Raw genomic sequence first — 24,990 nt, forward strand, 5'->3', positions numbered from 1 at the left:
TCGCGCTGTGCTCCGTTCCCAATGTGTCACCGCTGCCGGGATCGTCGCAGGTTATGCGGCCGACGCGATCTTCGGCGATCCGCGGCGAGGTCATCCCGTGGCGGTGTTCGGCCGGGCCGCCGATGCGCTCGAACGGCGCATGTGGGCAGATTCCCGGCAAAAAGGACTCGTGTACGCGGGGGCGTGCGTCGGTGCCGCGGCCGGCGCCGGGGCGGTGGCGCAAGCACTGACGGCTCGCAGGCCGCTGGCCCGTTTCGCCGTCACGGCCACCGCCACGTGGGCCGTACTGGGCGGGAGAGGGCTGGCCGCGGAGGGCGAGGCGATGGCGGGCCTGCTCGACTCCGGTGACCTGCCGGCGGCCCGTGCGCGCCTGTCGCACCTCTGCGGGCGCGACGCGACGGCGCTCGACGCAGGCGGGCTGGCGCGGGCGGCGACCGAGTCGATAGCGGAGAACACGTCCGACGCCGTGGTCGCGCCGCTGGTGTGGGGCGGCCTCGCCGGGTTGCCCGGCCTGCTCGGCTACCGGGCGCTCAACACGCTCGACGCGATGGTGGGGCACCGCTCGCCACGGCACGTCCGCTTCGGCTGGGCGGCGGCGCGGGCCGACGACGTTGCCAACCTCGTGCCGGCGCGGCTGAGCGCGGTGGCCGCGGCGGCGGCCGCGCCGCTCGTCGGCGGGCGTCCCGCACGGGCGTTGCGGGCGTGGCGCCGCGACGCGGCGCGGCACCCGAGTCCCAACGCGGGGCCGGTCGAGGCCGCGTTCGCGGGGGCGCTCGGCGTGCGGCTCGGTGGCACCAACAGCTACGGCGGCAGGAGTGAGAACCGGGGCACGCTCGGCGACGGACCCGCGCCGGGGACCGCTGACCTGCGGCGGTCCGTGCGGCTGTCGCGGCTGGTCGGCCTCGCCGCACTCGGGGCAGCCGCGGCGCTGTCGGCTTGGCGCTGAGCCTTGGGGGTAGGGCGGGCCGGCGTGGGGCAGCCTGCGCGTTGCAGTGAAGGCCACCTTCACTGCGTTGGACGCAGGCATGGTGGCCTTCACTGCGGGCCTCCGAACCGGGTGCCGTCGCTGTCGGCGCGGGCTTATCGCCGGCCTGCTTCCGCGGGCGCCTCGGCGGGCGCCGGGGCGGCGCCAGGCCGCAGCACCCGCTCCGCCAGTGCGCCGAACACCAGCCCCAGCGCGGTCCACAGCACGAGCTGGGTCGCCAGCGAAGCGGTGCGGAACGTCCACAGCGTCGAGCCGGGGAAGCCGTCCGGCACCTCGTCGATCACCGGCATGAGCGCGGCGGCGACGGCCATCACCACCACGTAGGCGCCCATCGCCAGCAGTCCTCCTCGCCACGCGCCGAGCGGCCCCGCGAGCGCGTGGCCCGCACCCACGGCGATGAGCGCGACCGTCAGTGACAGTGCGACGAACGCGAAATACAGGCTCGTGCGGTCGCCGATCGTCCCGCTCTGGCCGACCGCGGGTGGATTCGCCGGGTACTTCAGGAACGGAACCAGCACCACGACCACGAACGCGCCCGCGGCCAGCAGCGCCGACGTCAGGCGTGGCCGGAGAGCGCCCACGCGGCCGTGGAGCACGGCGAACGCGATCGCGAACAGCCCGCCCACCGCGAGCGCGTACGCGCCGACACCCGTGAGCAGACCGATCGTGCTCTGCGTGCCCCGGCTGACGAGTGCCTCCTCGTGGCCGTGGCCGTGCCCGGTGTCGGCGGGTCCACTGTGCTCATGGCCGTGCGCCGACGTTCCGGCCTCCTCGATGGAGATCGAGGCATCCACCGATGGCTCACCGAAGAAGTAGGCGAAACCTGTCGCGAGCACACCGGCGACCAGGCCCGCGAGCAACCCGCGGACCAGCAGGGTCCTCATCATGGCCGCCTGCCGTCAGTGGCAGGGGAAGGCCAGCAGGTGCCTGCCGTCGTGCACGAACTCGTGGATCAAACCGTTGGTGCCGAACAACTCCACGGCACCGGCCTCCGTGCTCACGAAGAACAGCACGAGCAGCGCGAGCACGCCGGCGAAGATCGCCCACGGAACGATCTCCCGCAACGGGATCCGGATGTGAACGGGGCGCGGGGTGGCGACACTCGCCTGCGACATCGGAAACCTCCTCGGGCTACATGCGGCCCTTCGTGGAACGGTTGCGACGGCGGTGGGTCTGACTCCCGGGGCGAACCCGGTCACAGTGGCGCGACCGTGCCGGAATCTCACCGGCTTCCATCCGCCATCGCGCAGCCCACCGAGGCTAAGTTCGGGGGCGCTCCCGTGTCAACGTGATGTGAAAGGCCGCTCAGCCTCACAGGTTTCGCAGGAATGCCAAGGACGGCATGAAGAAGTACTCGCCGCCCTTCATCGTCACCGCCTGTGCCGCGGGGTCCGCGGGCGTCGCTCCGTTCCGTCCCCAGGCCGGTGCGTAGGTGGTCTCCGGGCGGGGTCCCTGTCCGATCACCAGATCGAGCCCGGGTGGTTTGGTGCCTTCCGGCACGCGCGGGAACTCTGTGTTGTTCGCCCAGATCTGCTGCGTGAACTCGAACTGGTCGCCGAGGTCGGAGTTGAACGCCATGAACAGCAGTCCGACACCGCCCGTGGGCCTCGCCCGGATCGGCTCGCCGCCGTTCGGATCGTCGGCCCTTTCGCCATAGGTCTGGCCCCGCCGAGCCATGAGGTGCCTGCGCTCGTCGGCGGGATCCTCGAACCCGCCAGAGCCACGCGGGTTCGTTTTGCGGATATGCGCGTGGAACGGGCACTTCTGGCCCAGGTCGTCGCTGTCGTAGCTGAAGTCGTTGCCGACCGGGCTGTGCGAACCGGGCCCGCTGTTGGACGTCAGCGGCGTGCCGTCCTCGAAGCGGCCGACGAGCATCGCCCCGGCGCGCTCGCGGTCGTCACCGGTCAGGCCGAGCGCGTCGGCGAGGTCGGACTCGGCCTGCTTGAACCTGCGCACGTTCTGCTCCAGCTTGCGGAACACGAAGTAGCTTCCGAAGTGGACCGACGGGTCCGGCGCCGCCGGGTCGGCGACGAGCACCTGCCCGAGCGGCGCCGAGGGGTCCCACTCGTTGACGCCGTCCGTCGTGTGCTTCTCGGCGTCGATGTCCTCGGTGAGGAACAGCGGCTGGCTGCGGCCGTCGACGTAGCCGAAGTGCTCGATGCCCTCGCCGCGTTCGTTCACTCTGGACAGTCCGGTCTCCTCGCCAAGCACGTAGACCGAGTCGGGCACGAGGCGCAGCACCTCGTTGCGTTCGGCCGTCAGCGCCGCGTCGGTGTCCGCCCCCACGAGCACCACCGCGTCGATCCGGTCCCGGTAGGCGACGTCCCAGCTCGACCGGGGCGGATCGGCGAGCTTCTCGCGGGTCAGCGGGTCGCGCATGCCGAGGCGGAACGACGGGTCCGCCGGCGCGGCGGTGATGCCCAGCGCCTCGTAGCCGGTCCGCGACAGCCCCACACCGACGTAGGGCGTGCCGCCGGTGTGCGAGACCTTGAAGGTCTCGACCTCCTCCAGGTGCGCCTTCGCCGACTTCATCAGCCCGGCGAGGGCGCTCAGGAAGCCGCGCGCCTCGCCGGCGTCGTCGAACCGGACAAAGAGGACGGACAGGTGATCGCGGACGTGCGGCTTGACGATGTTCGGCTGCAGCTCGGCCAACATGGTGGCCTCGTCGCCCTGCGCGGACTTCCACGACAGCGGCTTGGTCAGGTCCACGGGCACGGTGGAACTCCCCTCCCCAGTGGCGCGGCGTGCCTGGACTCCCCCCAGAGCGGAAACGCCACGCCTCTGCCGAGAGGTCGCGCCGGTGCCCGTGGGCGTGTGCCCCAGTTCACATTTTCACCCGGATGTCGTACTACCGGGCCGTGAGGAACTGACTCGGGCGTAGCGCCCGCTCCACGATCCGGGTGTCGCCGATCCAGCCGTAGAAACCCTGCCCGTAGCGCTCGGCGAACTGCGTGCCGCCGATCGCGAACGGCTTGCCCAGCGTAGTGATGCCCTTCGACCGCTCCGCCGCGTTGCGCGCGATGCGGGAGCCGTCGACGTAGAGCACCGTCTGCCTGCCGTCGTTCACCACCGCGACGTGCATCCACCTTCCGACCGGCACCGCGTGGCTCCACGACGTCGGGTCCGCGTCCACGTCCGTCGGGTACACCACGAACTGCAGGAACCGCTCGCCGGAGAGGTTGAGGCTGCACGTTGGCTCGTCGTCGGACCAGCCGCTGGTCTTGCCCGCGTCGCCCGCCCTGCCCTCCCAGCTGAGGACGCCCATCCACGCGTGGTCGCCCTCGAACGGCCGCGGCAGCTTGAGGAAGGTCTCGATCGTGTAGCCGGACTCGAACGTCATCGAGTTGATCGGGGCGTTCGGCGCCGCCCGCAGCACCGCGCCGCGGTCGGGGCTCTTGCCACCGTCGAAGCGCAGGCTCGCGTGCGCGGGCTGGTCGTGGTGGTGCTCGGCCGACCACGTGAGCACGTCCGCCGCGCTCGCGTGCAGGCGCTCGGCGGTCAGGTCGTTGCCGTTGCCCGTGAGGTCGCGCGCGATCGTCCCCGGTGCGATCGGTCCCCCGTCGGTGCCTGCCGCGGACAGGCCGGAGGCGTCGAACCGCCAGTACGCCACGGTGCCCTTCACGAGCACGTCCGGCGCAGGCCGCGACGGCGGCGGCACCACGGGCGCGAACGACGCGAACCGGCGGTCGAAGTCGATCTCGACGCTGAACCGTTCGCGCTCGTCGGTCAGCTCGACGGTCTCGGCCTCGAGCGGCGTGCGCTTGCGCGCGTCCTTGGCCAGCAGCCACGGCGAGTACGTCGTCACGTCGACCATGCCACGCGCCAGGTCGAACGAGTACAGCCGGATCATTCCGGCGCCGCCGTAGTAGCGGTCCTGGTAGTTGGTGAGATGCAGGTGCACGGGGTTGCCGTGGTCGTTGGTGAGCGTGGTCCGCCCGGTCGGCCAGTAGTGCCCGCCGAGTGCGAGGAAGATCTGGTCGTTGCCCCTGATCAGTCCGTTCCAGAGCCGCTGCCCGTGCGCCGAGAGCCCTGCCCCGCCGTCCTCCTCGCCCCACACGAGGTCGTGGGTGGTCAGTATCGCGGGCAGCTCGGGGTGCTGGTCGAGAACCCCTTGCGCCCAGCGGATTCCCGCGTCGGAGACGCGCCAGTCGAGGGCGAGCAGCAGCCAGCGGCGGCCCCCGCCGGAGAGCACGTGGTAGCTGTTGTAGCCGCTCGGCGACGAGCCGCCGTAGGTGCTCATCCGGGCGAACCGGCGCGGGCCGAACGTGCGCAGGTACGGTGTGTCGCCGCGCTCGTCGTCGGTGCCGCTCACGTCGTGGTTGCCGCCGAGCACGCTGTAGGGCAGCTTGCCGTGGATCGCGTCGAAGACGCGGTCGGCGGTGCGCATCTCGGCTTCGGTGCCGTGTTCGGTGACGTCACCGAGGTGGGCGAGGAAGACGATGCCCGCGTCCTTGCGGCTGCGCACCACGTGGCTCAGCGCCTCCCGCACGGGCTCTGGGTCCGAACCGCCCTCGTCGATCAGGTACTGAGTGTCGGGAAGGACGGCGATCGAGAAGCGGGGCACGGTCGCGTCGGCGGGAGTGCCGCCCGCGGCCTCGGCGGGCGCGGCGCCCAGCGACGCGGTGGCGGCGAGGGCGACGGGGGTGCCGACTGCGGCCTGCAACAGCAGGCGACGGGAGACGTCGGGCGTTCCAGCGGTGGGGTTCACGTCGCCAGCTTCACCACGTGCGCTGGCCCTCTGGTGACGCGCCGCGGAACGAACGGCCACGAACGGGTGATCATCGGGCGAGCCGGAACCCGAGCGCGCCGCCGCACGACTTGCTCTGGCGTCGGACCACACCGGGCCGGTCCGTCCCGCATGGCCTCACCGGCCCGGTGTCCGCCGACTTCCCGGCACGCACTTCGAGGAGGCTTACATGGCCCAGCACATCGCCACGTTCTGCGGCAACTGCAACTGCGGCTGCCCCGAGCTGTTCGTCGACCACGACGCGCCGGAGGACAAGCGCGTCGTCATCACCGACGACTTCGGCCAGCGCATCCAGATGAGCCTCGACCAGTGGCACGACCTGGTGGCCTCCGCCAAGGCGGGCACACTCGACCTCCAGCCCGCCCCGGCGTAGGGGTTACGCGATCGGACGGTCCGTGGGGGCGATCGGCCTCGGGAGCACGTCGCGGCCCGTGAGGTGGGCGTCCACGCCCGCGGCCGCGGAGCGGCCCTCCGCGATGGCCCACACGATCAGCGACTGACCGCGGCCCATGTCACCGGCCACGAAAACGTTGTCCACGCTCGTCTTGTAGGACGCGTCGCGCTTGACGTTGCCGCGTTCGTCCAGCTCCACGCCGAGCTGCTCGAGCAGGCCCTCGCGCTGCGGGCCGACGAAGCCCATCGCCAGCAGCACCAGCTGCGCGGGCAGCTCCCGCTCGGTGCCCTCGACGGGCATGAACCTGCCGCCCTCGTTGCGCACCTCCACCAGCTTCAGCGCCCGCAGGTTGCCCTCGTCGTCGGCGAGGAACTCCTGCGTGTTCACCGAGTACAGCCGCTCGCCGCCCTCCTCGTGCGCCGAGGAGACCCGGTAGATCATCGGGTACATCGGCCACGGGTGAGCGTCCGAACGCGACTGCGGCGGCTTCGGCATGATCTCCAGCTGCGTCACCGACCTCGCGCCCTGCCGGTGCGCGGTGCCGACGCAGTCGGCGCCGGTGTCGCCGCCACCGATCACCACGACGTCCTTGCCCTCGGCGGTGATCGGCGGGGTGTCGAGCGTGCCGGCCGCGACGCGGTTGGCGAACGGCAGGTACTCCATCGCCTGGTACACGCCGGCCGACTCACGGCCGGGGACCGGCAGGTCGCGCCACGCCGTCGCGCCGCCCGCGAGCACCACGGCGTCGTACTCGGAGCGAAGCTGCTCGACCGTGACGTCCTCGCCGACGTTCACGCCCGCGCGGAACTCCGTGCCCTCGGCCCGCATCTGTTCCAGCCTGCGGTCGAGGCGGTGCTTCTCCATCTTGAACTCGGGGATGCCGTAGCGGAGCAGGCCGCCGATCGCGTCGGCCCGCTCGAACACCACCACGTCGTGCCCGGCCCGCGTCAGCTGCTGCGCCGCCGCCAGCCCCGACGGGCCGGAGCCCACCACGGCGACCTTCTTGCCGGTGCGGGTCTCGGGCACCTGCGGGGTCACCCAGCCCTCTTCCCACGCGCGGTCGATGATCGAGATCTCGACGCGCTTGATGGTCACCGGGTCGTCGTTGATGCCCAGCACGCACGCGGTCTCGCACGGCGCGGGGCACAGAGTGCCGGTGAACTCGGGGAAGTTGTTCGTGGCGTGCAGCCGCTCGATCGCGTCGCGCCAGTCGTCGCGCCACGTGAGCGTGTTCCACTCCGGGATCAGGTTGCCCAGCGGGCAGCCCTGGTGGCAGAACGGGATGCCGCAGTCCATGCACCGGCCGGCCTGGTCCTTGAGCTTGGTCCGCTCGAAGTCCTCGTAGACCTCACGCCAGTCCTTGATCCGGATGTCGACCGGGCGCGACTTCGGCGTCTCCCGCTTCGTGGTGAGAAAACCCTTGGGGTCAGCCATGTGCGGCCTCCTGTGTCTTGCGGGACACCCGCGCCCGGTCGGCCGACATGGCCGGGGCTTCGCAATTGTCAGCCATGTGCGGCCTCCATGATCGCTTCGTTCACGTCCCTGCCGTCGCGCTCGGCCGCAGCCTGAGCCTGCAGGACACGCTTGTAGTCCTTGGGCATGACCTTCGCGAACCGCGACAGTGCGGACTCCCAGTCGGTGAGCAGCTTGTGCGCGACGGCCGACTCCGTCTCGGCGTAGTGCCGCTCCACGGCCTCGCGCAGGAAGTCAGCGTCGGCCTGGTCGAGCTCGTCGAGGTCCACCATCTCGCGGTTGACGCGGCCCAGCCTCAGGTCCAGCACGTAGGCGATGCCGCCCGACATGCCCGCCGCGAAGTTGCGGCCCGTCGCGCCGAGCACGACGACCTTGCCGCCGGTCATGTACTCGCAGCCGTGGTCGCCGACACCCTCGACGACGGCCAGCGCGCCCGAGTTGCGCACGCAGAACCGCTCGCCGACCTTGCCGCGCAGGAACAGCTCGCCGCTCGTGGCGCCGTAGCCGATCACGTTGCCCGCGATGATGTGCTCCTCGGCGGTGATCGGCGACTCCTTCGGCGGGCGCACGATGATCCGGCCACCGGAGAGGCCCTTGCCGACGTAGTCGTTGCCGTCGCCGAGCAGCCGCAGCGTGATGCCCTTCGGCACGAACGCGCCGAACGACTGCCCCGCGGTGCCGGTGAAGGTGATGTCGATCGTGTCGTCGGGCAGGCCCTCGCCGCCCCAGCGCTTGGTCAGCTCAGAGCCGAGCATGGTGCCGACGGTGCGGTTCACGTTGCGCACCGGTAGTTCGAGCCGCACCTTGTCGCCGGAGGACAGTGCGCCCTCGGCGAGCTGGATCAGCGTGTTGTCCAGCGCCTTGTCCAGGCCGTGGTCCTGCGCGACCACCTGGTGCCGCGCCGCGCGCGGCTCCAGCTCGGGCACGTGGAAGATCGGCGAAAGGTCGAGCCCCGACGCCTTCCAGTGCTCGACGGCCTTGCGCGTGTCGAGCATCTCGGCGTGGCCGACGGCCTCGGCGACGGACCGGAAGCCCAGCGCCGCCAGGTACTCCCGCACCTCCTGCGCGATGAACTCGAAGAAGTTCACCACGTACTCGGCCTTGCCGGAGAACTTCTCGCGCAGCTTGGGGTTCTGCGTCGCGACGCCGACCGGGCACGTGTCGAGGTGACACACGCGCATCATGATGCAGCCCGACACCACGAGCGGAGCGGTGGCGAAACCGAACTCCTCCGCGCCGAGCAGCGCGGCGATCACCACGTCGCGGCCGGTCTTGAGCTGGCCGTCGGTCTGCACGACGATCCGGTCGCGCAGGCGGTTGGCCAGCAGCGTCTGCTGCGTCTCCGCCAGGCCCAGCTCCCACGGGCCGCCGGCGTGCTTGATCGACGACAGCGGCGAGGCGCCGGTGCCGCCGTCGTGCCCGGAGATCAGCACCACGTCCGCGTGGGCCTTGGACACGCCCGCCGCGACCGTGCCGACACCGACCTCCGACACCAGCTTCACGTGGATGCGGGCACGCGGGTTGGCGTTCTTCAGGTCGTGGATGAGCTGCGCAAGGTCCTCGATCGAATAGATGTCGTGGTGCGGCGGCGGGGAGATCAGCCCAACGCCCGGCGTCGAGTGCCGCGTCTTCGCGATCCACGGGTACACCTTGCCGCCGGGCAGCTGCCCGCCCTCGCCGGGCTTGGCGCCCTGCGCCATCTTGATCTGGATGTCGTCGGCGTTGACGAGGTACTCGCTCGTCACCCCGAACCGTCCACTCGCGACCTGCTTGACGGCGCTGCGCCGCTCGGGGTCGTAGAGCCGCTCCGGGTCCTCGCCGCCCTCACCGGTGTTGGACTTGCCGCCCAGCCGGTTCATGGCGATCGCCAGCGTCTGGTGCATCTCCTGCGAGATCGAGCCGTAGGAGATGGCGCCCGTCGCGAACCGCTTGACGATCTCGGAGACCGGCTCGACCTCCTCGATCGGCACCGGCGGCCGCACGCCCTCCTTGAAGCCGAACAGACCGCGCAGCGTCATCAGCCTCTCGGCCTGGTCGTCGACGGACTTCGTGTACTCCTTGAAGATCTCGTACTTCCCGCTGCGCGTGGAGTGCTGCAGCTTGAAGACGGTCTGCGGGTTGAACACGTGCGGCTCGCCCTCGCGGCGCCACTGGTAGTCGCCGCCGGTCTCCAGCTCCCGGTGCGACGCGCGCACGCCGTCGGAGGGGAACGCGCGGCGGTGCCGCTCGGCGACCTCGCGGGCCAGCAGGTCGAAGCCCACCCCGCCGAGGCGGGACGTGGTGCCGGTGAAGCAGGCCTCGATGACCTCCTCGCCGAGCCCGATGGCCTCGAAGATCTGCGCACCCGTGTAGGAGGCGACGGTCGAGACGCCCATCTTGGACATCGTCTTGCGAACACCCTTGCCGAGGGCCTTGATGAGGTTGCGCGTGGCCTCCTTGGCCGTGACGCCGGGAATACGGCCCTGCTCGGCCATCTCCTCCACGGTCGCCATCGCCAGGTACGGGTTCACCGCGGCCGCGCCGTAGCCGATCAGCAGCGCGATGTGGTGCACCTCGCGGGCGTCGCCCGCCTCGACGATCAGACCCACCTGAGTGCGGCTCTTCTCCCGCACCAGGTGGTGGTGCACGGCGCCGGTCAGCAGCAGCGACGGGATCGCCGCGTGCTCGGCGTCGGTGCCCCGGTCGGACAGCACGATCAGCCGGGCACCGCCCGCGATCGCCTCCGACACCTCGGCGCGGATCTCGTCGAGCCTGCGCACCAGCGCCTCGCCGCCGCCCGCGACCTCGTAGGTGCCGTGCACGGTGTGCGCCTGGAACTCCGGCAGGTTGCCGTCGTCGTTGACGTGCACGAGCTTGGCCAGCTCGTCGTTGTCCAGCACCGGGAAGGGCAGCACGATCTTGCGGCAGTGCTCTGGCCCGGCCTCCAGCAGGTTCGGCTCCGAGCCGAGCTGGGTGCCGAGCGCGGTGACGAGCTCCTCGCGGATCGCGTCCAGCGGTGGGTTGGTGACCTGTGCGAACAGCTGGATGAAGTAGTCGAACAGCTGCCTCGACCCGCTCGAGAACGGAGCCAGCGGCGAGTCGTTGCCCATCGAGCCGATCGGCTCAGCGCCCGAGCGGGCCATCGGCTCCAGCAGGACGTTGAGCTCCTCCTCGGTGTAGCCGAAAGCCTGCTGCCTGCGGACCAGCGACGAGTGCGTCGGCACCTCGCGCTCGCGCTCGGGCAGGTCCTCGAGGCGCAGCACGCCCGCTTCGATCCACTCGTCGTACGGGTGCTGCGAGGCCAGCTCGCTCTTGATCTCCTCGTCCTCGACGATCCGGCCCTCCGCGGTGTCGACGAGGAACATGCGGCCCGGCTCGAGCCTGCCCTTGCGGACGATCGTGGACTGGTCGAGCTCCAGCACGCCGACCTCGCTGGCCAGCACGACGAGCCCGTCCTCGGTGACCCAGTAGCGCGCGGGGCGGAGGCCGTTGCGGTCGAGCACGGCGCCGATCTGCGTGCCGTCGGTGAACGACACGAGCGCGGGGCCGTCCCACGGCTCCATGAGCGTGGCGTGGAACTCGTAGAACGCCCGGCGGGCGGGGTCCATCTCCTCGTGGTTCTCCCATGCCTCCGGGATCATCATCAGCACCGCGTGGGGCAGCGATCGGCCGCCGAGGTGGAGCAGCTCCAGCACCTCGTCGAACGAGGCGGAGTCGCTCGCGCCGCGCGTGATCACCGGGTAGATCCGCTGCAGGTCACCGGGGATGAGGTCGGTCGCGAGCTGCGACTCGCGGGCGTCCATCCAGTTGCGGTTGCCGCGCAGGGTGTTGATCTCGCCGTTGTGCGCGACGTAGCGGTACGGGTGCGCGAGCGGCCACGAAGGGAACGTGTTGGTGGAGAAGCGCGAGTGCACCAGGCCGATGGCGCTGGTGACGCGCGGATCGGTGAGGTCGGTGAAGAACCGCTCGACCTGGGGCTCCGTGAGCATTCCCTTGTAGACGATCGTGCGCGCCGACAGGCTGGGGAAGTAGACCTCCTGCTCGGTCAGCGCGTGCTCGGCGCGCTTGCGCACACAGAACGCGGCGCGCTCGAGGGCGAGCCCGGTGACGTCGTCACGCTGCGGGGCCAGGAAGACCTGCGCGAAGTGCGGCATGGTCGTCGCGGCGGTCGGGCCGACGTGGTCGGTGTCCACGGGCAGGTCGCGCCAGCCGAGGACGCGCATGTGCTCCTCGGCGGCGATGCGCTCGATGGTGGACATGGCCTTGCCGCGCGCCTCGGGGTCGACGGGCAGGAACGCCGTGCCGACGGCATAGGCACCCGCCTCGGGCAGCTCGAAGTCGACGACCTCGCGAAAGAACGCGTCCGGGACCTGGATCAGGATTCCCGCGCCGTCCCCGGTCTCGGGTTCGGCTCCACGGGCACCGCGGTGCTCGAGGTTGCGCAGGGCGACGAGCGCCTTGCGCACGATCTCGTGGTCTCTGCGGCCGGAGAGATCGGCGACGAAGGCTACGCCGCAGGCGTCGTGCTCGTACTGCTTGTCGTACAAGCCCTCGCTCGGCTTGTGCGGTGCGTGGCGGGTCACGGCTTGCCGCCCTCCTTGGCTCGGCACGATCGGGCCGGGCTGTCAGCCGGATGGGTGAGTCCCATCCGGCTAACGGTCCGGCCCGAAATCGCGATGGTCAGTCAGGGGAGTGGCGATGGCGTTCAGCCCGTAGTGGGCGCGCATATCGCCGGTTTTCGACCACACTCCTTTGTGCGGCTCGCGTCGAGCAGCGCGGCGCGGAGGCAGGGGTTTCTCCCGCCAGTTCCGGCGCGCGCCAAATGCTCCCGGGTTCGCCGGTCTTATGACAGTAGTGTGAAATCGCCGTTATCGGGATAGGGCGAGCGTTGCACGTGGGAAACAACACTGGAGGATTGACGCGGACCCCGGCAGGTGTCCTTCCTCGTCCGAAAGGTCCTGACCTGCGACGACGGTGCGGTCTTGACCTTCCGTTTACCGTTTCCCCTGCGCTTGCGGCGCTTGCCGAATCAGGCGGCGACGGTGGGTGTGCCCGCGAGATCCAGTGCTTCGCGGCCCGCTTCGGTGAGCACGGCGGGTACGCGCTGGCCAGGGCGTCCGGGAATCGCGGGGGCGACGAGACCGCGCCTGGCGAGGTTGTGCGCCGTGGCCTGGTCGCAGCAGGCGAGCCCGTCGATGAACAGATCCGGCTCGCAGCTACTGGTCATCTCCGCGCCGCCCTGTGCCACTGCCTGCAGGGTGGCGCGCTCGCGATGATTCAGGTCTGAGTCACTGCTGTCGTGAGGCATCGTGCCTCCTCGGTCGAACTGTCCCGGCCCCTATACCGGGTGGTTGCCCGTAATTCAACCCCACGACACGTCGAAGTCAGCGAATTTGTGGAGAAGGTCTCATTCGGGCGTGTCGAAGACCGCGGTGACGCTGCCCAGCCCGGCCATGTTGGCGACCACCGTGTCGCCAGCGGAGACGGGGAACGCCCTGGTCATCGAGCCCGGCAGTACCACGTGGCCCGCTTCGAGGGTGACGCCGTGCGGGCCGAGGGTGTTGGCGAGCCACACCAGGGAGTTGAGCGGTGAGCCCAGAACCGCACCGCCCGCGCCCGTGGCCACGAGCTCGCCCCGCTGGTGCAGCGTGCACCCCACCAGGCGGAGGTCCACGGCGGACAGCGGCGTCGGCTTGCTGCCCAGCACCACGCCGCCGGACGAGGCGTTGTCGGCGATGGTGTCGACGATCGAGATCTTCCAGTCCTGGATGCGCGAGTCGACGATCTCCAGCGCGGGGAGGACGAACTCCACCGCGCGCGCCGCGTCGGCCACGGTCGCGCCGGGTCCGGACAGCGGCTTGCCGAGCACGAAGGCGATCTCCGGCTCGATGCGCGGCTGCAGGAAGTTCGCGGTCCTGATGGGCTGCTGCTCCAGGTGGAACATGCCGCTGAGCAGGTGGCCGTAGTCCGGCTGGTCCACGCCCATCTGCTCCTGCATGGCGGCCGACGACAGGCCCACCTTGTGGCCCTTGATCATCTCGCCGCCGGCGAGCCACGTGCGGACCTGTTCCTGCTGGATGCGGTAAGCGTCACCGACCGTGGCGCCGGGGTGGCTGTCGATGATCGGCGGTATGGGCTTGCCGGTCTCGTAGGCCTGCAGCAGCTGGGCAGCGACGTCGCTCACCGCGTTCGTATCCATGTCGTGCACCTTCGCGGGGTCGGGGGGAGCGGGCAAGGCAGGTGTTCCGGTCAGCGGGACGAGTCGGCGATCGCCCGGTCGAGCACCTGCGCCAGGTGCAGCGCCTCGCGTTCGGTCAGCTCGCCGATCTGCGTGCGGCAGCTGAACCCGTCGGCGAGCACGAGCGTGTCCTCGCTCGCGGCGTTGACCTCCGGCACGAGCACCCGGTTCGCCGCGGCCACCGACACCTCGTGGTGCCCGCGCTCGACGCCGAAGTTGCCGGCCAGCCCGCAGCAGCCGGAGTCGAGCGTGCGGTTGCCGACGCCGACCTTGGCGAGCAGGCGCTCCTCGGCGGCGTTGCCGACCACCGCGTGCTGGTGGCAGTGCTGCTGGGTGATCGACTTCGCGTCGACGGTGGGGAACTCGACGTCCGGAGCGTGGGTCTCCAGGAAGCCGGCGAGCGTCGTGGCGTCGAGCTTCGGAGCGTCGTCGAGCAGGTCGTGCACGTCGTGGCGAAGCACGGCGAGACAACTCGGCTCCAGCCCCACGATCGGCGTGCCCGCCGCGACCTCCGGCTCCAGCACCCGCAGGGTCCGGCGCAGCAGCCTGCGCGCGATGCCGAGCTGGCCCGTGGAGATCCACGTCAGCCCGCAGCACACCGGGCCCTTCGGCAGCACCACGTCGAACCCGGCGTACTCCAGCACCCGCACCGCGGCCGTGCCGACCTCGGGGGACAGGAAGTTCGTGAACGTGTCCGGCCACAGCAGCACCCTCGGGCGGTCCCCGGAGGGCTTCGGCCGCTTCCGCAGCGCCCTGCGCAGCGTGGTCGGCGCGAACTCCGGCAGGGAGCGTTCCGGCGTGATCCCGCCGAGCCGCTTCACCAGCGGCGCCAGGCGCGAACCGAGCACGCCGTTGGCCACGCGCGGCATCGCCGAGGCGAGCCGCGCCCACAGTGGCAGGAAGCCGAGCGAGTAGTGGCTCGGCGGGCGCACGCGCCGCGCGTAGTGCTGGTGCAGGAACTCGGCCTTGTACGAGGCCATGTCCACATTGACCGGACAGTCGGAGAGGCAGCCCTTGCAGGCCAGGCACAGGTCGAGCGCGTCGCGCACCTCGGTCGAGCGCCAGCCGTCGGTGATCGTCTCCCCTCGCATCATCTCGAACAGCAGGTGCGCCCGCCCGCGCGTGGAGTGCTCCTCGCGCCGGGTGGCCATGTAGCTCGGGCACATCACGCCCGTGGAGGTGTCCACGCACTTGCCGACGCCGACGCAGCGCCGGGTCGCCGTGGCGAGGCTGCCGCCGTCGTGCGGATACTTCAGCGTCACCGGCAGTTGCCGCAGCGGTCCGTCGAACCGCAGGTCCGCGTCGAGCTTGCGCGGGCGCACGAGGTTGCCGGGGTTGAGCAGGTTCTCCGGGTCCCAGATGTCCTTGAACGCCTCGAACAGGCGCAGGATCTCCGGGCGGTACATGCGCGGCAGCAGCTCGGCCCTCGCCTGCCCGTCACCGTGCTCGCCCGACAGCGACCCGCCGTGGGAGACCACGAGATCGGCGGCGTCCTCCATGAACGACCGGAACCGCCGGATGCCCTCGGCCGTGGTGAGCGGGAAGTCGATGCGCACGTGCACACAGCCCTCGCCGAAGTGGCCGTAGGGAACGCCGCGAAGGCCGTGTTTCTCCAGCAGGGCACGGAAACCGCGCAGGTACGAGCCGAGCTGCTCGGGCGGCACGGCAGCGTCCTCCCAGCCGGGCCACGCCTCGGAACCGTCGGCCATCCGTGTCGCGATGCCGGCCGCGGCCTCGCGGATCGACCACAGTCCGCGCATGTCGGCGGGATCGCTCGCGATGACCGTGGCGGCGCCGGTTTCCACACCCAGCGTCTCGGCGACCTCCTCGGCCCGCGCGAGCGTGCTGTCCGCGTCGTCGCCGCCGATCTCGATGAACAGCCAGCCGCCTCCCTCGGGCAGCCGGTCGAGCGCGGGCGTGCGCCTGCCCCGCACCAGGAGCGTGTCGATGAGGTCGGCGCCCATGCCCTCGATCGTCAACGGCCGCAACGGGAGCACGTGCGGCACGGCGTCGGCCGCGGCGACGTCGTCGGCGTACCCGGCGACCACGAGCACCCGCGCGGAGGGCGAGGGCACGAGCCGCACGGTCGCCTCGGTGAGCAGCACGCACGTGCCTTCGGTGCCGACGAGCGAGCGCACCACGTCGAAGCCGTTCTCCGGCAGCAGCGCGTCGAGCGCGTAGCCGGACACCCTGCGGGGCAGCGCAGGAAAGCCCGTGCGCAGCAGCGCCAGGTTGCCGTCGACGAGCTCCCGCAGCCGCTCGCGCAGCCCGGCGTCGTCGAGCGAGGGGCCGATCGTGAGCCGCTTGCCGTCCGCGGTCAGCACCCCGAGCGACACGACGTTGTCCGCGGTGCGGCCCCACGCCACGGAATGCGAGCCGCACGCGTCGTTGCCGATCATGCCGCCCAGCGTGCAGCGGCTGTGGGTGGACGGGTCGGGGCCGAACGTGAGCCCGTGCCGCGCCGCCTCCGCGCGCAGCGTGTCGAGCACGACGCCGGGCTGCACCCTGGCGGTGCGGTTCACCGGGTCGATCTCCAGCACCCGGTTGAGGTGACGGCTGTAGTCGAGCACCACGCCCTCGCCGAGCGCCTGCCCTCCGATGCTCGTGCCCGCGCCCCTCGCCGTGATCGGGACCCCGTGCGCGCGGCACACCCGCAGCGTGGCCTCGATGTCCTCGGCCGAGCGAGGGAACACCACCGCGCGCGGGACGTGCCGGTAGTTCGACGCGTCCATGCTGAACACCGCACGCGCGGTGCGGTCGCTTTCCACCTCGCCGGTGACGGCCTCCGCGAGCTCCGCGGCGAACGTGCTCACCAGTTCTCGATCGAGTCGGCGAAGATCGCGGCGATCTCCTCTTCGTGCACTGTCCTCGGCGCCACGGCGAGTAGCCGCTGTTGTTGCATGGTGCCCTCCACGAGTGCGTCGATGTCTCCCTCGCCGTAGCCGACCCCGCCGATGCCGTTGGGAATGCCGATGTCGCGCATGAGCGACGACAGCACGAACGGCAGCTGCTCGCGGTCACTGGACTGCCTCGGCGCGTGCGGGTCGAGGATGCGCGCCGCGTGGACGTGCTTGGCCGGGTCGGTGGGGTAGGTGAACCGGAACGCGGCCGGCGCGGTGAGCGACACCGACTCGCCGTGCGGCACCAGCGCCTCGTCCTGCGGGTAGTTGTTCGGCCGGTACTCCCGCACCCGCCCTGCGATGGGGTAGGCGCACGCGTGCGGGATGTGCACGCCGGCGTTGCCGAAGCCCATGCCCGCGAACGTCGCCGCGAGCATCATGTCCGTACGCGCGTCGAGGTCGCCGCCGTTCAGCACCGCCTTGCGGAAGGACCGCGCGAGCAGGTGCAGTGCCTGCTCGGTCCACGCGTCGGAGATCGGGTTGGAGCCGTTGTAGGCCACGCGGTTCTCCGGCTTGTGCCGCGCGAACGACGTGTAGGGCTTCGCGGTGTAGGACTCCAGCGCGTGGCAGAGCACGTCCATGCCGCTCGCGGCGGTCACCTCGGGCGGCATCGACAGCGTCAGCAGCGGGTCGATCACGGCCATGCTCGGGCGCAGGCGCGGATGGCTGATGCCCGACTTCACCTTGAGCCCGAGGAAGTCCATGATGCACACGGGCGTGGTCTCCGAGCCCGTGCCCGCCGTGGTCGGGACGGCGACGAGCGGCTTGAGCGGGCCCGCGGGCGCCTTGCCATGGCCGATGGGCTTGTTGACGTAGTCGAAGAGGTCCGCCGGGTAGGTGGTCATCAGGTTGATGGCCTTGGCGGTGTCGATCGACGAACCGCCGCCGACGCCGATGAAACCGTCCCAGCTGGACTGCCGCGCGAACTCCACCGCCTCGGTGATGCTCACGTCGGTGGGCTCGACGTGCACCTGGTCGTAGACCTCGACGGTGAGCCCGCCCGCCTTGGCGGCGTCGGCGACCCGCTGTGGCACGCCGGTCGCGGCGACGCCGGGATCGGTGACGATCAGCACGCGCTCGGCGCCGAGCTGGGCCAGGTCCCAGCCGATCTCGTCGACGGCTCCGGCGCCGAACTTGAGCGGCGTCGCTCCCCAGGTGAAGACGGTCTCGTTCAGGTACTCGGTCATGTGCGCCTCCTCGCGCAGCGCGGAACCCCGACGGGAGGACAGTGGCATGTAGCATGCCACTGGTCAAGTCCCGGCCGCAGTGAAGGCCACCTTGCCTGCGTTGAACGCAGTGAAGGCCACCTTGCCTCCGTTTGGGTGGTGGGAGACCGGTGGGCGCAGTGAAGGTGGCCTTCACTGCATCCGGGGTTGCCCTGGTCAGCCCGGGAAGTTCGTCCAGTCGAGGGAGAGCTCGGGCAGCGGCGCGTCGCCGGTCTCGCCCGCGTCCGCCTCCTGGCCCAGCAACAGCCGGGCGGTGTGCAGCAGGTGCGCGCGCATTGCCTCGGCGGCCTCGCGGGGCTTGCCGTTCTCGATGAGCTCGAAGATCACCTCGTGCTCGCTGAGGATGTCGTGCATGGTGCGGGAGCGGTCGACCGTCGAGTTGCCGCGCACCAGCACCATGTCGCGCAGCGAGTCGATGTAGTGGGCGAGCCGCAGGTTGCCCGAAGCGGCGTTGATGGCCTGGTGGAAGCGCCGGTCGGCGGCCATGAAAGTGGCCTCGTCGTGCTGCTCGGCCGCGGCGCGCATGGCGGCGAGATGCCCACTCAGCTCCTCGATCCAGCCGGGCGGGCGCTGGCCGGTGGCCCGGAACGTCGCCGGAACCTCCAGCAGCAACCGGATCGCGAAGACCTCCTCGAGGTCGTGCAGCGACGTCTGCAGGATGCGGATGCCGCGATTGCGCTCGAAGCGCACCATGCCGCGCTCGGAGAGCTGGATCAGGGCCTCGCGGACCGGCGTGCGCGAGACGCCGAGCCGCGCGGCCAGGTCGTGCACCGAGTACAGGGCGCCGGGGGTCAGCTCCCCGCTCACGATCGCGCCCCTCAGCTCGTCGAAGATCTTCTTCGCGAGGTTGCGGTCGGTGTCGATCTGGCGCATCGGGCCATTTTCGCACGCGTGCAACCGGGCGGGGTCATGCTTCCGTCCAGTGCGGCATGAGACCACGGGCTGTGGGTGTGCTGGCCGTCGCGTGCGCGTTCGCGATCGGGTCGTGTGGGGTTCCCGATGCTGGGCCGACGCCGATGAGGGGCGCATCGGTGGAACTGGTGGCGTTCGGCTCGTGCGACGCCGCGCTGGAGCAGTTCAGGGCCGCGGCGCTGACCCAGTGGGAGCAGAGCGAGCAGGTGGAGCCCCGGCCCGGGGTGTTCCAGCGGGGGGCGATCCCGGCCGAGGCTCCGGCCGCCTCGCCCGGCTCGATCACCAAGGAGCAGCATTCCGGCACCAACAACCACGAGGCCGGAGTAGAGGAACCCGACCTCGTGCAGACCGACGGCCGCCGCGTGGTCACCGTCGCCGACGGGCGCCTGCGGGTGATCGACGTGGCGAGCAGGCGCGTCACGTCCACAATGGACCTGCCGGGCGGCTGGGCTGGCGAGCTGCTGGTCGACGGCGACCGCGCGCTCGTGGTGGGGCAGCGCGAGCTGACGCTCGTCGACCTCACCGGCGCGGCGCGTCCGGTCGGCACGCTCGCGGTGGACGGCGAGTACGTCGACGCGCGGCTCGTCGGTGGCAGGGCGCGCGTCGTGGTGCGCTCGCAACCGAAGCCGCCGCCCGTGGAACCCCACGCGATCGCGGATACGACGATCGACGACTGGCTCCCCGCCTACGACCTCACCACCGCGCAGGGCACGCGTTCGCACGGCAGGCTCGTCGACTGCGAGAACGTGTACCACCCGCCCGAGCCCGGCACGTCGCTGCTCACCGTGCTGACGTTCGAGCTCGGTGGCCCGCTCGGCACCGGAGACCCCGTGGCGATCGCCGCCGACGGCACCACCGTCTACGGCTCGGCCACGAACCTCTACGTCGCGCACAGCGCGCCGCAGGGGACCGCGATCCACCAGTTCGACATCGCCTCGCCCGGCGCGGCCCGGCACGTCGCGTCCGGGTCTGCCCCCGGCGCGCTGCTGAACCAGTACTCGATGTCCGAACACGACGGTCACCTCCGCGTGGCGACCATGACCGGTGCCGACAACACGGTGACCGTGCTGGCGAGCAAGGGAAGCACGCTCACCGCGGTGGGCACGCTCGGCGGCCTCGGCAGGGGTGAGCGGATCTACGCCGTGCGGTTCCTCGGCCCCGTCGGCTACGTGGTGACGTTCCGGCAGACCGATCCGCTGTACACCCTCGACCTGACCGATCCCGCGCGCCCCCGCGCCGTGGGGGAGCTGAAGATCACGGGCTACTCGGCGTACCTGCATCCCGCAGGCGAGGGGCGGCTGATCGGCGTCGGGCAGGAGGCCGACCTCCAGGGTCGGGCGCTCGGACTGCAGGTGTCGCTGTTCGACGTCGGCGACGCGGCGAGGCCGGTGCGGCTGGCCCAGCACCGGCTCACCGGCGGCATGGCGCAGGTCGAGGCCGACACGCACGCCTTCCTCTACTGGCCGCCCACGGGCCTGCTGGTGTTGCCCACCGACACCGACGCGCTCGTGCTGCGGGTGGGCGACGGCTCCATCACGGAGGTCGGCCGGATCGGCGGCGGTTCGCTGGTCCTGCGCTCACTGGTACTCGGCGACGAGTTGTGGACGGTGTCGCAGAGCGGAGTGCTCGTTCACGACGCAAGCACGCTCAGTCCGATCGGTTCGGTGCAGTTCGCCTAGTCCTTGTTGAGCTCCGCTCCGTGACGCACCGCCCAGTCGGCCAGCGCCGACAGCGGTTCGAGCAGGCTGCGGCCCAGCGGCGTGAGGCCGTACTCGACGCCGGGCGGCACCGTCGGGTGCACCTCGCGCCACACCAGCCCGTCGGCCTCCAGGCCGCGCAGCGTGCGGGTCAGCATTCGCTGGCTGATGCCTTCGACTGCCCGGTGCAGCTCGTTGTACCGGTGCGGGCGCGTGCCGAGGAGAATCACCAGCAGCATGCTCCATTTGTCGCCCACGCGGCGGAACACGTCGCCCACGGGGCACGCGGCGAGCTCGTCGACGGGCACCGGCCGAGGTAGGTCGTGGGCGAGTACCGAGGGAACACCGGTGTTCGTACCGGACATCAAACTGCCTTCTTTCGGTCCGCGGCGGGACGGCCGACGATGAGCCGGTCGATGCCGAGCCTAGGGGGAAATCGTGCCGAGCCAACCACGGAAGACCGTGATCATCAGCGGTGGAACCGACGGCATGGGGCGCGCGACCGCGCTGGAACGGCTCTCGCGAGGTGACCACGTCACCGTGATCGGCAGCAGCGACGCCAAGGGCCGCGCGCTGCTGGACCACGCCGCGAACCCGAATCTCCGGTTTCTGCGGGCCGATCTGTCGTCGATCGCGGAGACGGAACGGGTGATCGCGCGGATCGGCGAGGAACACGAAAGCGTCGACGCGCTGGCGTTGTTCGCCAACCGCGTCAACCCGAGGTGGCGGGAGACCGAGGACGGCCTGGAGGCCACGTTCGCCCTGTACTACCTGAGCCGCTACCTGCTCAGCCACGGGCTGCGCCCGCTGCTCGACGCAGGCACCGACCCGGTGATCGTCAACGTAGCCGGGGTGGGCAACACCGCGGGGCGGATCCACTGGGAGGATCCCCAGCTCACCCGCGGCTACGGCCAGGTGCGTGCTCAGCTGCAGGCAGGCAGGGCGAACGACCTGCTGGGTGTCTGGTTCGCCGAGCAGGCGGCGAGCAAGGCGCGCTACGTGCTCTACCACCCCGGGTTCACCCGCAGCGGGGTGGACGGTCACCCGCACCCGGTGGTCCGGGGAGCGCTCGGGCTGCTCGCGAAGGCCTTCGCCCGTCCGGTGGCGGACTCGGTGCGGCCGATTGTGGAGTGGATCGACCGGCCGCCGGCGGAACCGCTGTCCGCGATCGACCGGGGCACACCCGTCGGCAGGTCACTGAAAACCCTCGACCTCGGCGCCGCGGCCCGGCTGGCCGCCTACACCGAGAAGCTGCTCAGCGGCCGAACCACGTGAGCGCGAGCGCGTCGAGCGTCGGTGCCGTGCGCAGCCTGCGCAGGTAGCCGTTCAGGTTGGACTCTCGGCCGCAACCCCGCATCGCGGGCCGAAGTCGGCGGTCCGAGGTGGACAGTCGCGGCCAGACGGTGTCCAGGCCCGGCCCTGGCGCGGCTGCTCTCAGGATGGAGCGCCTGCCGTGCTCCTCGCCTGTCTGCTCGATCGACGGGGTGGGCGCTGAAAGCCTGCCGTCGAGTTTTGCGGCCACGGCGGTCTCCACCCGGCGAGACCGCAGGCACTCCGGGGCACGGTGGTCGAGCGAATCACCGTGCCGTACCCGCGACCACGCCGTGCTCGGTGACGACCGCGGTGATCAGATCGACGGGCGTGACGTCGAAGGCCGGGTTGAAAACCGGTGCGTCCTTCGGTGCGACCGGGCTGCCCGCGACGTGGGTGACCTCCTCGGGGGCGCGCTCCTCTATCACGATCGCCCCGCCGTCGGGCAGGCTCGCGTCGACTGTCGACGACGGAGCCACGACGACGAACGGCAGGCCGTGGCGGGCGGCGGCGAGCGCGAGGCCGTAGGTGCCGATCTTGTTGGCGGTGTCGCCGTTCGCGGCGATGCGGTCGGCGCCCACCACGACGCCGTCGACGAGTCCGCGTGCCATCGCGGCGGCCGCGGCGGAGTCGGGCAGGAGCCGGTAGGGGATCGCCTCCTCCGCGAGCTCCCACGCGGTGAGGCGGGCGCCCTGGAGCAGGGGCCGGGTTTCGTCGGCGAGCACATACTCGAGTTGTCCGTCGGCGTGGAGCTGGCGGACGACGCCGAGTGCGGTGCCCCAGTCGACGGTGGCGAGGCGGCCGGTGTTGCAGTGGGTCAGCAGGCGCAGCGGGCGGCGGGCGCAGGTGTCGAGCAGCAGCCGCGCGGCGTGGGCGGACGCCTCGCGGTTGACGCGCTCGTCCTCGTCGAGCATGGCCAGCGCCTCGGCGAGCACGGCGTCGGTGCCGCCGGACAGCTTCGCGAGCGCGCGCTCGACCCCCCAGCGGAGATTGACCGCGGTGGGCCTGGCGGTGGCGAGCCGCTCTGCGTCGGCGTGGACGGCGGCGGTGTCGGTGCCGTGCCGGTGAGCGGCGAGGGCAACCCCGAGCGCACCGGCGGCGCCGAGCGCGGGCGCGCCGCGCACGGCGAGGCGCTGGATGGCGCCGATCAGCTCGTCGACCGTGGCCAGCCGCAGCAGCCGGTGCTCGGCAGGCAACGCGCACTGGTCCACGATCACCACGGTCCCGTCGGCCCAGTCGATCGTTCGTCCCACGTGACCCATTCTCCCGGACCGGGCAGCAGTGTGGTGCGGCCGCAGTGAAGGCCACCTTCACTGCGTTCAACGCAGTGAAGGTGGCCTTCACTGCAGTCGTCACCCACAGGAACCTCATGGCTCACTCTGTTGCGAAGCAAGGGAGCTTTACTACCGTTTTCCGGGAGCAAAGGTCCCTTGCTCCCTTCTCGCTCAGCCCTTGCCTTGGGAGGCGCATCATGGCCGGCCGCACGAAGTACCTTCTCGACGAAGACGACCTGCCGACCCAGTGGTACAACGTCGTGCCGGACCTCCCGGAGCCGCCACCGCCGCCGCTGCACCCCGGCACCCGCGAGCCCGTCGGCCCCGACGACCTCGCCCCGCTGTTCCCGCAGGCGCTCATCGCGCAGGAGGTGACGGCGGATCGCTATGTCGACATTCCGGGTGAGGTGCTCGACGTCTACCGCCTCTGGCGGCCCTCGCCGCTCTACCGCGCCCGCCGCCTCGAGAAGCTGCTCGACACCCCCGCCCGCATCTACTACAAGTACGAGGGCGTGAGCCCGGTCGGCTCCCACAAGCCCAACACCGCCGTGCCCCAGGCGTACTACAACGCCGCCGAGGGCGTCACCCGGCTCACCACCGAGACCGGCGCAGGGCAGTGGGGTAGCGCGCTCGCCTTCGCGTGCGCCACCTACGGCCTCGACTGCGAGGTGTGGCAGGTCCGCGCCTCCTACGATCAGAAGCCCTACCGCAAGATCATGATGGAGACGTTCGGCGCGACCGTGCACCCGAGCCCCTCCGACCTCACACAGGCCGGCCGCAAGGTGCTCGCCGACCACCCCGACTCCACCGGCAGCCTCGGCATCGCCATCAGCGAGGCCGTCGAGCAGGCCGCGGGCGACCCGAACGCGCGCTACGCACTCGGCAGCGTCCTCAACCACGTCCTGCTGCACCAGACCGTCATCGGCGAGGAGGCGATCAAGCAGTTCGAGCTCGCCGAGGACACTCCGGACGTGATCGTCGGCTGCACGGGCGGCGGGTCCAACTTCGGAGGGCTGGTCTTCCCGTTCCTGCGCGAGAAGCTCGCCGGGCGCATCTCGCCGGAGATCCGCGCCGTCGAGCCGTCCGCGTGCCCCTCACTCACCCGTGGCCGCTACGCCTACGACTTCGGCGACACCGCGGGCCTCACGCCGCTGCTCAAGATGCACACGCTGGGCCACGAGTTCATCCCGGACCCGATCCACGCGGGCGGCCTGCGCTACCACGGCATGTCCCCGCTGCTGTCGCACATCTACGAGCTCGGCCTGCTGGAGGCCATCGCCGTGCCGCAGCAGGAGTGCTTCTCGGCGGGCGTGCGTTTCGCCCGCACCGAGGGCATCATCCCCGCGCCGGAGCCCACCCACGCGCTGGCCGCGTGCGTGCGAGAAGCCCTGCGCTGCAAGGAGACGGGCGAGCAGAAGGTGATCCTGACGGCGCTGTGCGGGCACGCGCACCTCGACCTGCCCGCCTACAACGCCTACCTCACCGGCCAGATGGTGGACAACGACCTCGCACAGGACACGCTGGAGACCTCGCTCGCCGGAATCCCGTGACGGGAGTCGGCCTCCACCGCGCTGGAGGCCGCGCCGTGGAGGCATGACGAAGACGCGGGAGCCGCCCCGCCGCTCGGTGCTGTGGACACCCGGGTGCCGCAGCGCCACGGCGGGGCGGCCCGGCCGGCGAGCTGGGTCACCCAGGAGCGCGACCGTCGTGACGGGCGTGGCCGCCCTCACCTGGGCCGTACCGCACCCGTCCCCGCTCGCTACGGCCCCGTCGCCGGGCTGGGTGCGCTGCTCAGCCGGTCCACGACCGGCGTGAGCGGTACCGCAGCCACGGCCGCGGGGGCACGACTACCCT

At 71.2% G+C, this 24,990-nt stretch carries 19 protein-coding genes and 1 riboswitch; of the genes, 5 read left to right on the plus strand and 14 right to left on the minus strand.

Going from position 1 to position 24,990, the window contains the following annotated elements:
• Positions 1 to 7: 7 nt before the first annotated feature.
• Positions 8 to 946, plus strand: coding sequence for a cobalamin biosynthesis protein (locus FCN18_RS10450; protein ID WP_112271733.1), 939 nt, complete (start codon positions 8 to 10; stop codon positions 944 to 946).
• Between the two features lie 134 nt (positions 947 to 1,080).
• Here the strand turns inward: FCN18_RS10450 and FCN18_RS10455 are convergent, their stop codons facing one another.
• The 4 genes from FCN18_RS10455 to FCN18_RS10470 form a co-directional block, all read right to left on the minus strand.
• Entirely contained in the window at positions 1,081 to 1,872 is a 792-nt protein-coding gene (locus FCN18_RS10455; protein ID WP_113641637.1) for a CbtA family protein, read from the minus strand.
• Positions 1,873 to 1,884: 12 nt separating this feature from the next.
• Positions 1,885 to 2,100, minus strand: a complete 216-nt coding sequence (locus tag FCN18_RS10460) for a CbtB domain-containing protein (protein WP_113641636.1) — start codon at positions 2,098 to 2,100, stop codon at positions 1,885 to 1,887.
• Positions 2,101 to 2,143: 43 nt separating this feature from the next.
• A riboswitch (adenosylcobalamin (AdoCbl) riboswitch) is annotated at positions 2,144 to 2,231 on the minus strand.
• A gap of 65 nt (positions 2,232 to 2,296) precedes the next feature.
• Positions 2,297 to 3,700 carry a Dyp-type peroxidase gene (locus tag FCN18_RS10465; RefSeq protein WP_137094687.1) on the minus strand — a complete coding sequence of 468 codons (1,404 nt, stop codon included), beginning with the start codon at positions 3,698 to 3,700 and terminating at the stop codon, positions 2,297 to 2,299.
• A gap of 133 nt (positions 3,701 to 3,833) precedes the next feature.
• Entirely contained in the window at positions 3,834 to 5,693 is a 1,860-nt protein-coding gene (locus tag FCN18_RS10470) for a LamG-like jellyroll fold domain-containing protein (protein WP_206077861.1), read from the minus strand.
• A 208-nt stretch (positions 5,694 to 5,901) separates the two neighbouring features.
• Here FCN18_RS10470 and FCN18_RS10475 point away from each other — a divergent pair, with 208 nt between their 5' ends.
• The gene (locus FCN18_RS10475; RefSeq protein ID WP_112271739.1) at positions 5,902 to 6,105 is read left to right on the plus strand and encodes a hypothetical protein; all 204 of its coding nucleotides are present in this window, start codon (positions 5,902 to 5,904) and stop codon (positions 6,103 to 6,105) included.
• Between the two features lie 3 nt (positions 6,106 to 6,108).
• Here FCN18_RS10475 and FCN18_RS10480 read toward each other — a convergent pair whose 3' ends face one another.
• The 7 genes from FCN18_RS10480 to FCN18_RS10510 all read right to left on the minus strand — a co-directional run bounded on the left by FCN18_RS10480 (position 6,109) and on the right by FCN18_RS10510 (position 18,815).
• On the minus strand, positions 6,109 to 7,560 hold the full coding sequence (locus FCN18_RS10480; protein ID WP_137094690.1) for a glutamate synthase subunit beta: 1,452 nt from the start codon (positions 7,558 to 7,560) through the stop codon (positions 6,109 to 6,111).
• Between the two features lie 68 nt (positions 7,561 to 7,628).
• The gene (gltB, locus tag FCN18_RS10485; RefSeq protein WP_137094692.1) at positions 7,629 to 12,161 is read right to left on the minus strand and encodes a glutamate synthase large subunit; all 4,533 of its coding nucleotides are present in this window, start codon (positions 12,159 to 12,161) and stop codon (positions 7,629 to 7,631) included.
• A 446-nt stretch (positions 12,162 to 12,607) separates the two neighbouring features.
• Positions 12,608 to 12,886, minus strand: a complete 279-nt coding sequence (locus FCN18_RS10490) for a hypothetical protein (RefSeq protein ID WP_112271744.1) — start codon at positions 12,884 to 12,886, stop codon at positions 12,608 to 12,610.
• A gap of 99 nt (positions 12,887 to 12,985) precedes the next feature.
• Positions 12,986 to 13,777: a 2-keto-4-pentenoate hydratase gene (locus tag FCN18_RS10495; RefSeq protein WP_137094694.1), complete on the minus strand. Its 792-nt coding sequence runs from the start codon at positions 13,775 to 13,777 to the stop codon at positions 12,986 to 12,988.
• 50 nt (positions 13,778 to 13,827) lie between these two features.
• A complete protein-coding gene (locus tag FCN18_RS10500; protein ID WP_137094806.1) occupies positions 13,828 to 16,548 on the minus strand; it encodes an FAD-binding and (Fe-S)-binding domain-containing protein in 2,721 nt (906 codons plus the stop codon).
• A 77-nt stretch (positions 16,549 to 16,625) separates the two neighbouring features.
• Positions 16,626 to 17,903, minus strand: a complete 1,278-nt coding sequence (locus FCN18_RS10505) for a hydroxyacid-oxoacid transhydrogenase (protein WP_112271747.1) — start codon at positions 17,901 to 17,903, stop codon at positions 16,626 to 16,628.
• Between the two features lie 195 nt (positions 17,904 to 18,098).
• The gene (locus FCN18_RS10510) at positions 18,099 to 18,815 is read right to left on the minus strand and encodes a GntR family transcriptional regulator (protein WP_137094697.1); all 717 of its coding nucleotides are present in this window, start codon (positions 18,813 to 18,815) and stop codon (positions 18,099 to 18,101) included.
• A gap of 143 nt (positions 18,816 to 18,958) precedes the next feature.
• On the opposite strand from FCN18_RS10510, the gene FCN18_RS10515 reads away from it, so the two are divergent.
• Complete coding sequence (locus FCN18_RS10515) at positions 18,959 to 20,533, plus strand: beta-propeller domain-containing protein (RefSeq protein ID WP_158303087.1); 1,575 nt, start codon at positions 18,959 to 18,961, stop codon at positions 20,531 to 20,533.
• On the opposite strand, the gene FCN18_RS40690 is transcribed toward FCN18_RS10515, so the two are convergent.
• Positions 20,530 to 20,916 carry a winged helix-turn-helix transcriptional regulator gene (locus FCN18_RS40690; RefSeq protein ID WP_112271750.1) on the minus strand — a complete coding sequence of 129 codons (387 nt, stop codon included), beginning with the start codon at positions 20,914 to 20,916 and terminating at the stop codon, positions 20,530 to 20,532. The two genes, FCN18_RS10515 and FCN18_RS40690, sit on opposite strands and share 4 nt — an antisense overlap.
• A 73-nt stretch (positions 20,917 to 20,989) precedes the next feature.
• Here FCN18_RS40690 and FCN18_RS10525 point away from each other — a divergent pair, with 73 nt between their 5' ends.
• Positions 20,990 to 21,826: an SDR family NAD(P)-dependent oxidoreductase gene (locus FCN18_RS10525; RefSeq protein WP_137094701.1), complete on the plus strand. Its 837-nt coding sequence runs from the start codon at positions 20,990 to 20,992 to the stop codon at positions 21,824 to 21,826.
• Here the strand turns inward: FCN18_RS10525 and FCN18_RS10530 are convergent.
• Both FCN18_RS10530 and mtnA read right to left on the minus strand, forming a co-directional pair.
• Positions 21,807 to 22,073, minus strand: a complete 267-nt coding sequence (locus FCN18_RS10530) for a hypothetical protein (protein ID WP_137094703.1) — start codon at positions 22,071 to 22,073, stop codon at positions 21,807 to 21,809. The genes FCN18_RS10525 and FCN18_RS10530 overlap by 20 nt on opposite strands.
• Before the next feature lie 55 nt (positions 22,074 to 22,128).
• On the minus strand, positions 22,129 to 23,124 hold the full coding sequence (gene mtnA / locus FCN18_RS10535; RefSeq protein ID WP_137094705.1) for an S-methyl-5-thioribose-1-phosphate isomerase: 996 nt from the start codon (positions 23,122 to 23,124) through the stop codon (positions 22,129 to 22,131).
• A gap of 209 nt (positions 23,125 to 23,333) precedes the next feature.
• Here mtnA and FCN18_RS10540 point away from each other — a divergent pair, with 209 nt between their 5' ends.
• A complete protein-coding gene (locus FCN18_RS10540) occupies positions 23,334 to 24,686 on the plus strand; it encodes a TrpB-like pyridoxal phosphate-dependent enzyme (RefSeq protein ID WP_137094707.1) in 1,353 nt (450 codons plus the stop codon).
• The last annotated feature ends 304 nt before the right edge of the window (positions 24,687 to 24,990 follow it).

Origin of the sequence: Prauserella endophytica, from assembly GCF_005146945.1 — a bacterium.
GTDB classification, from domain to species: Bacteria; Actinomycetota; Actinomycetes; order Mycobacteriales; family Pseudonocardiaceae; genus Prauserella_A; species Prauserella_A endophytica.

Excerpts from the sequence above, each read along its gene's own strand:
- FCN18_RS40690 (WP_112271750.1), bottom strand. The coding sequence starts at position 20,916 with ATGTCCGGTACGAACACCGGTGTTCCCTCGGTACTCGCCCACGACCTA.
- FCN18_RS10480 (WP_137094690.1), bottom strand. The coding sequence starts at position 7,560 with ATGGCTGACCCCAAGGGTTTTCTCACCACGAAGCGGGAGACGCCGAAG.
- mtnA (WP_137094705.1), bottom strand. The coding sequence starts at position 23,124 with ATGGGTCACGTGGGACGAACGATCGACTGGGCCGACGGGACCGTGGTG.
- FCN18_RS10505 (WP_112271747.1), bottom strand. The coding sequence starts at position 17,903 with ATGACCGAGTACCTGAACGAGACCGTCTTCACCTGGGGAGCGACGCCG.
- FCN18_RS10490 (WP_112271744.1), bottom strand. The coding sequence starts at position 12,886 with ATGCCTCACGACAGCAGTGACTCAGACCTGAATCATCGCGAGCGCGCC.
- FCN18_RS10460 (WP_113641636.1), bottom strand. The coding sequence starts at position 2,100 with ATGTCGCAGGCGAGTGTCGCCACCCCGCGCCCCGTTCACATCCGGATC.
- FCN18_RS10455 (WP_113641637.1), bottom strand. The coding sequence starts at position 1,872 with ATGATGAGGACCCTGCTGGTCCGCGGGTTGCTCGCGGGCCTGGTCGCC.
- FCN18_RS10515 (WP_158303087.1), top strand. The coding sequence starts at position 18,959 with ATGAGGGGCGCATCGGTGGAACTGGTGGCGTTCGGCTCGTGCGACGCC.
- FCN18_RS10510 (WP_137094697.1), bottom strand. The coding sequence starts at position 18,815 with ATGCGCCAGATCGACACCGACCGCAACCTCGCGAAGAAGATCTTCGAC.
- FCN18_RS10495 (WP_137094694.1), bottom strand. The coding sequence starts at position 13,777 with ATGGATACGAACGCGGTGAGCGACGTCGCTGCCCAGCTGCTGCAGGCC.
- FCN18_RS10475 (WP_112271739.1), top strand. The coding sequence starts at position 5,902 with ATGGCCCAGCACATCGCCACGTTCTGCGGCAACTGCAACTGCGGCTGC.
- FCN18_RS10540 (WP_137094707.1), top strand. The coding sequence starts at position 23,334 with ATGGCCGGCCGCACGAAGTACCTTCTCGACGAAGACGACCTGCCGACC.
- FCN18_RS10500 (WP_137094806.1), bottom strand. The coding sequence starts at position 16,548 with ATGGACGCGTCGAACTACCGGCACGTCCCGCGCGCGGTGGTGTTCCCT.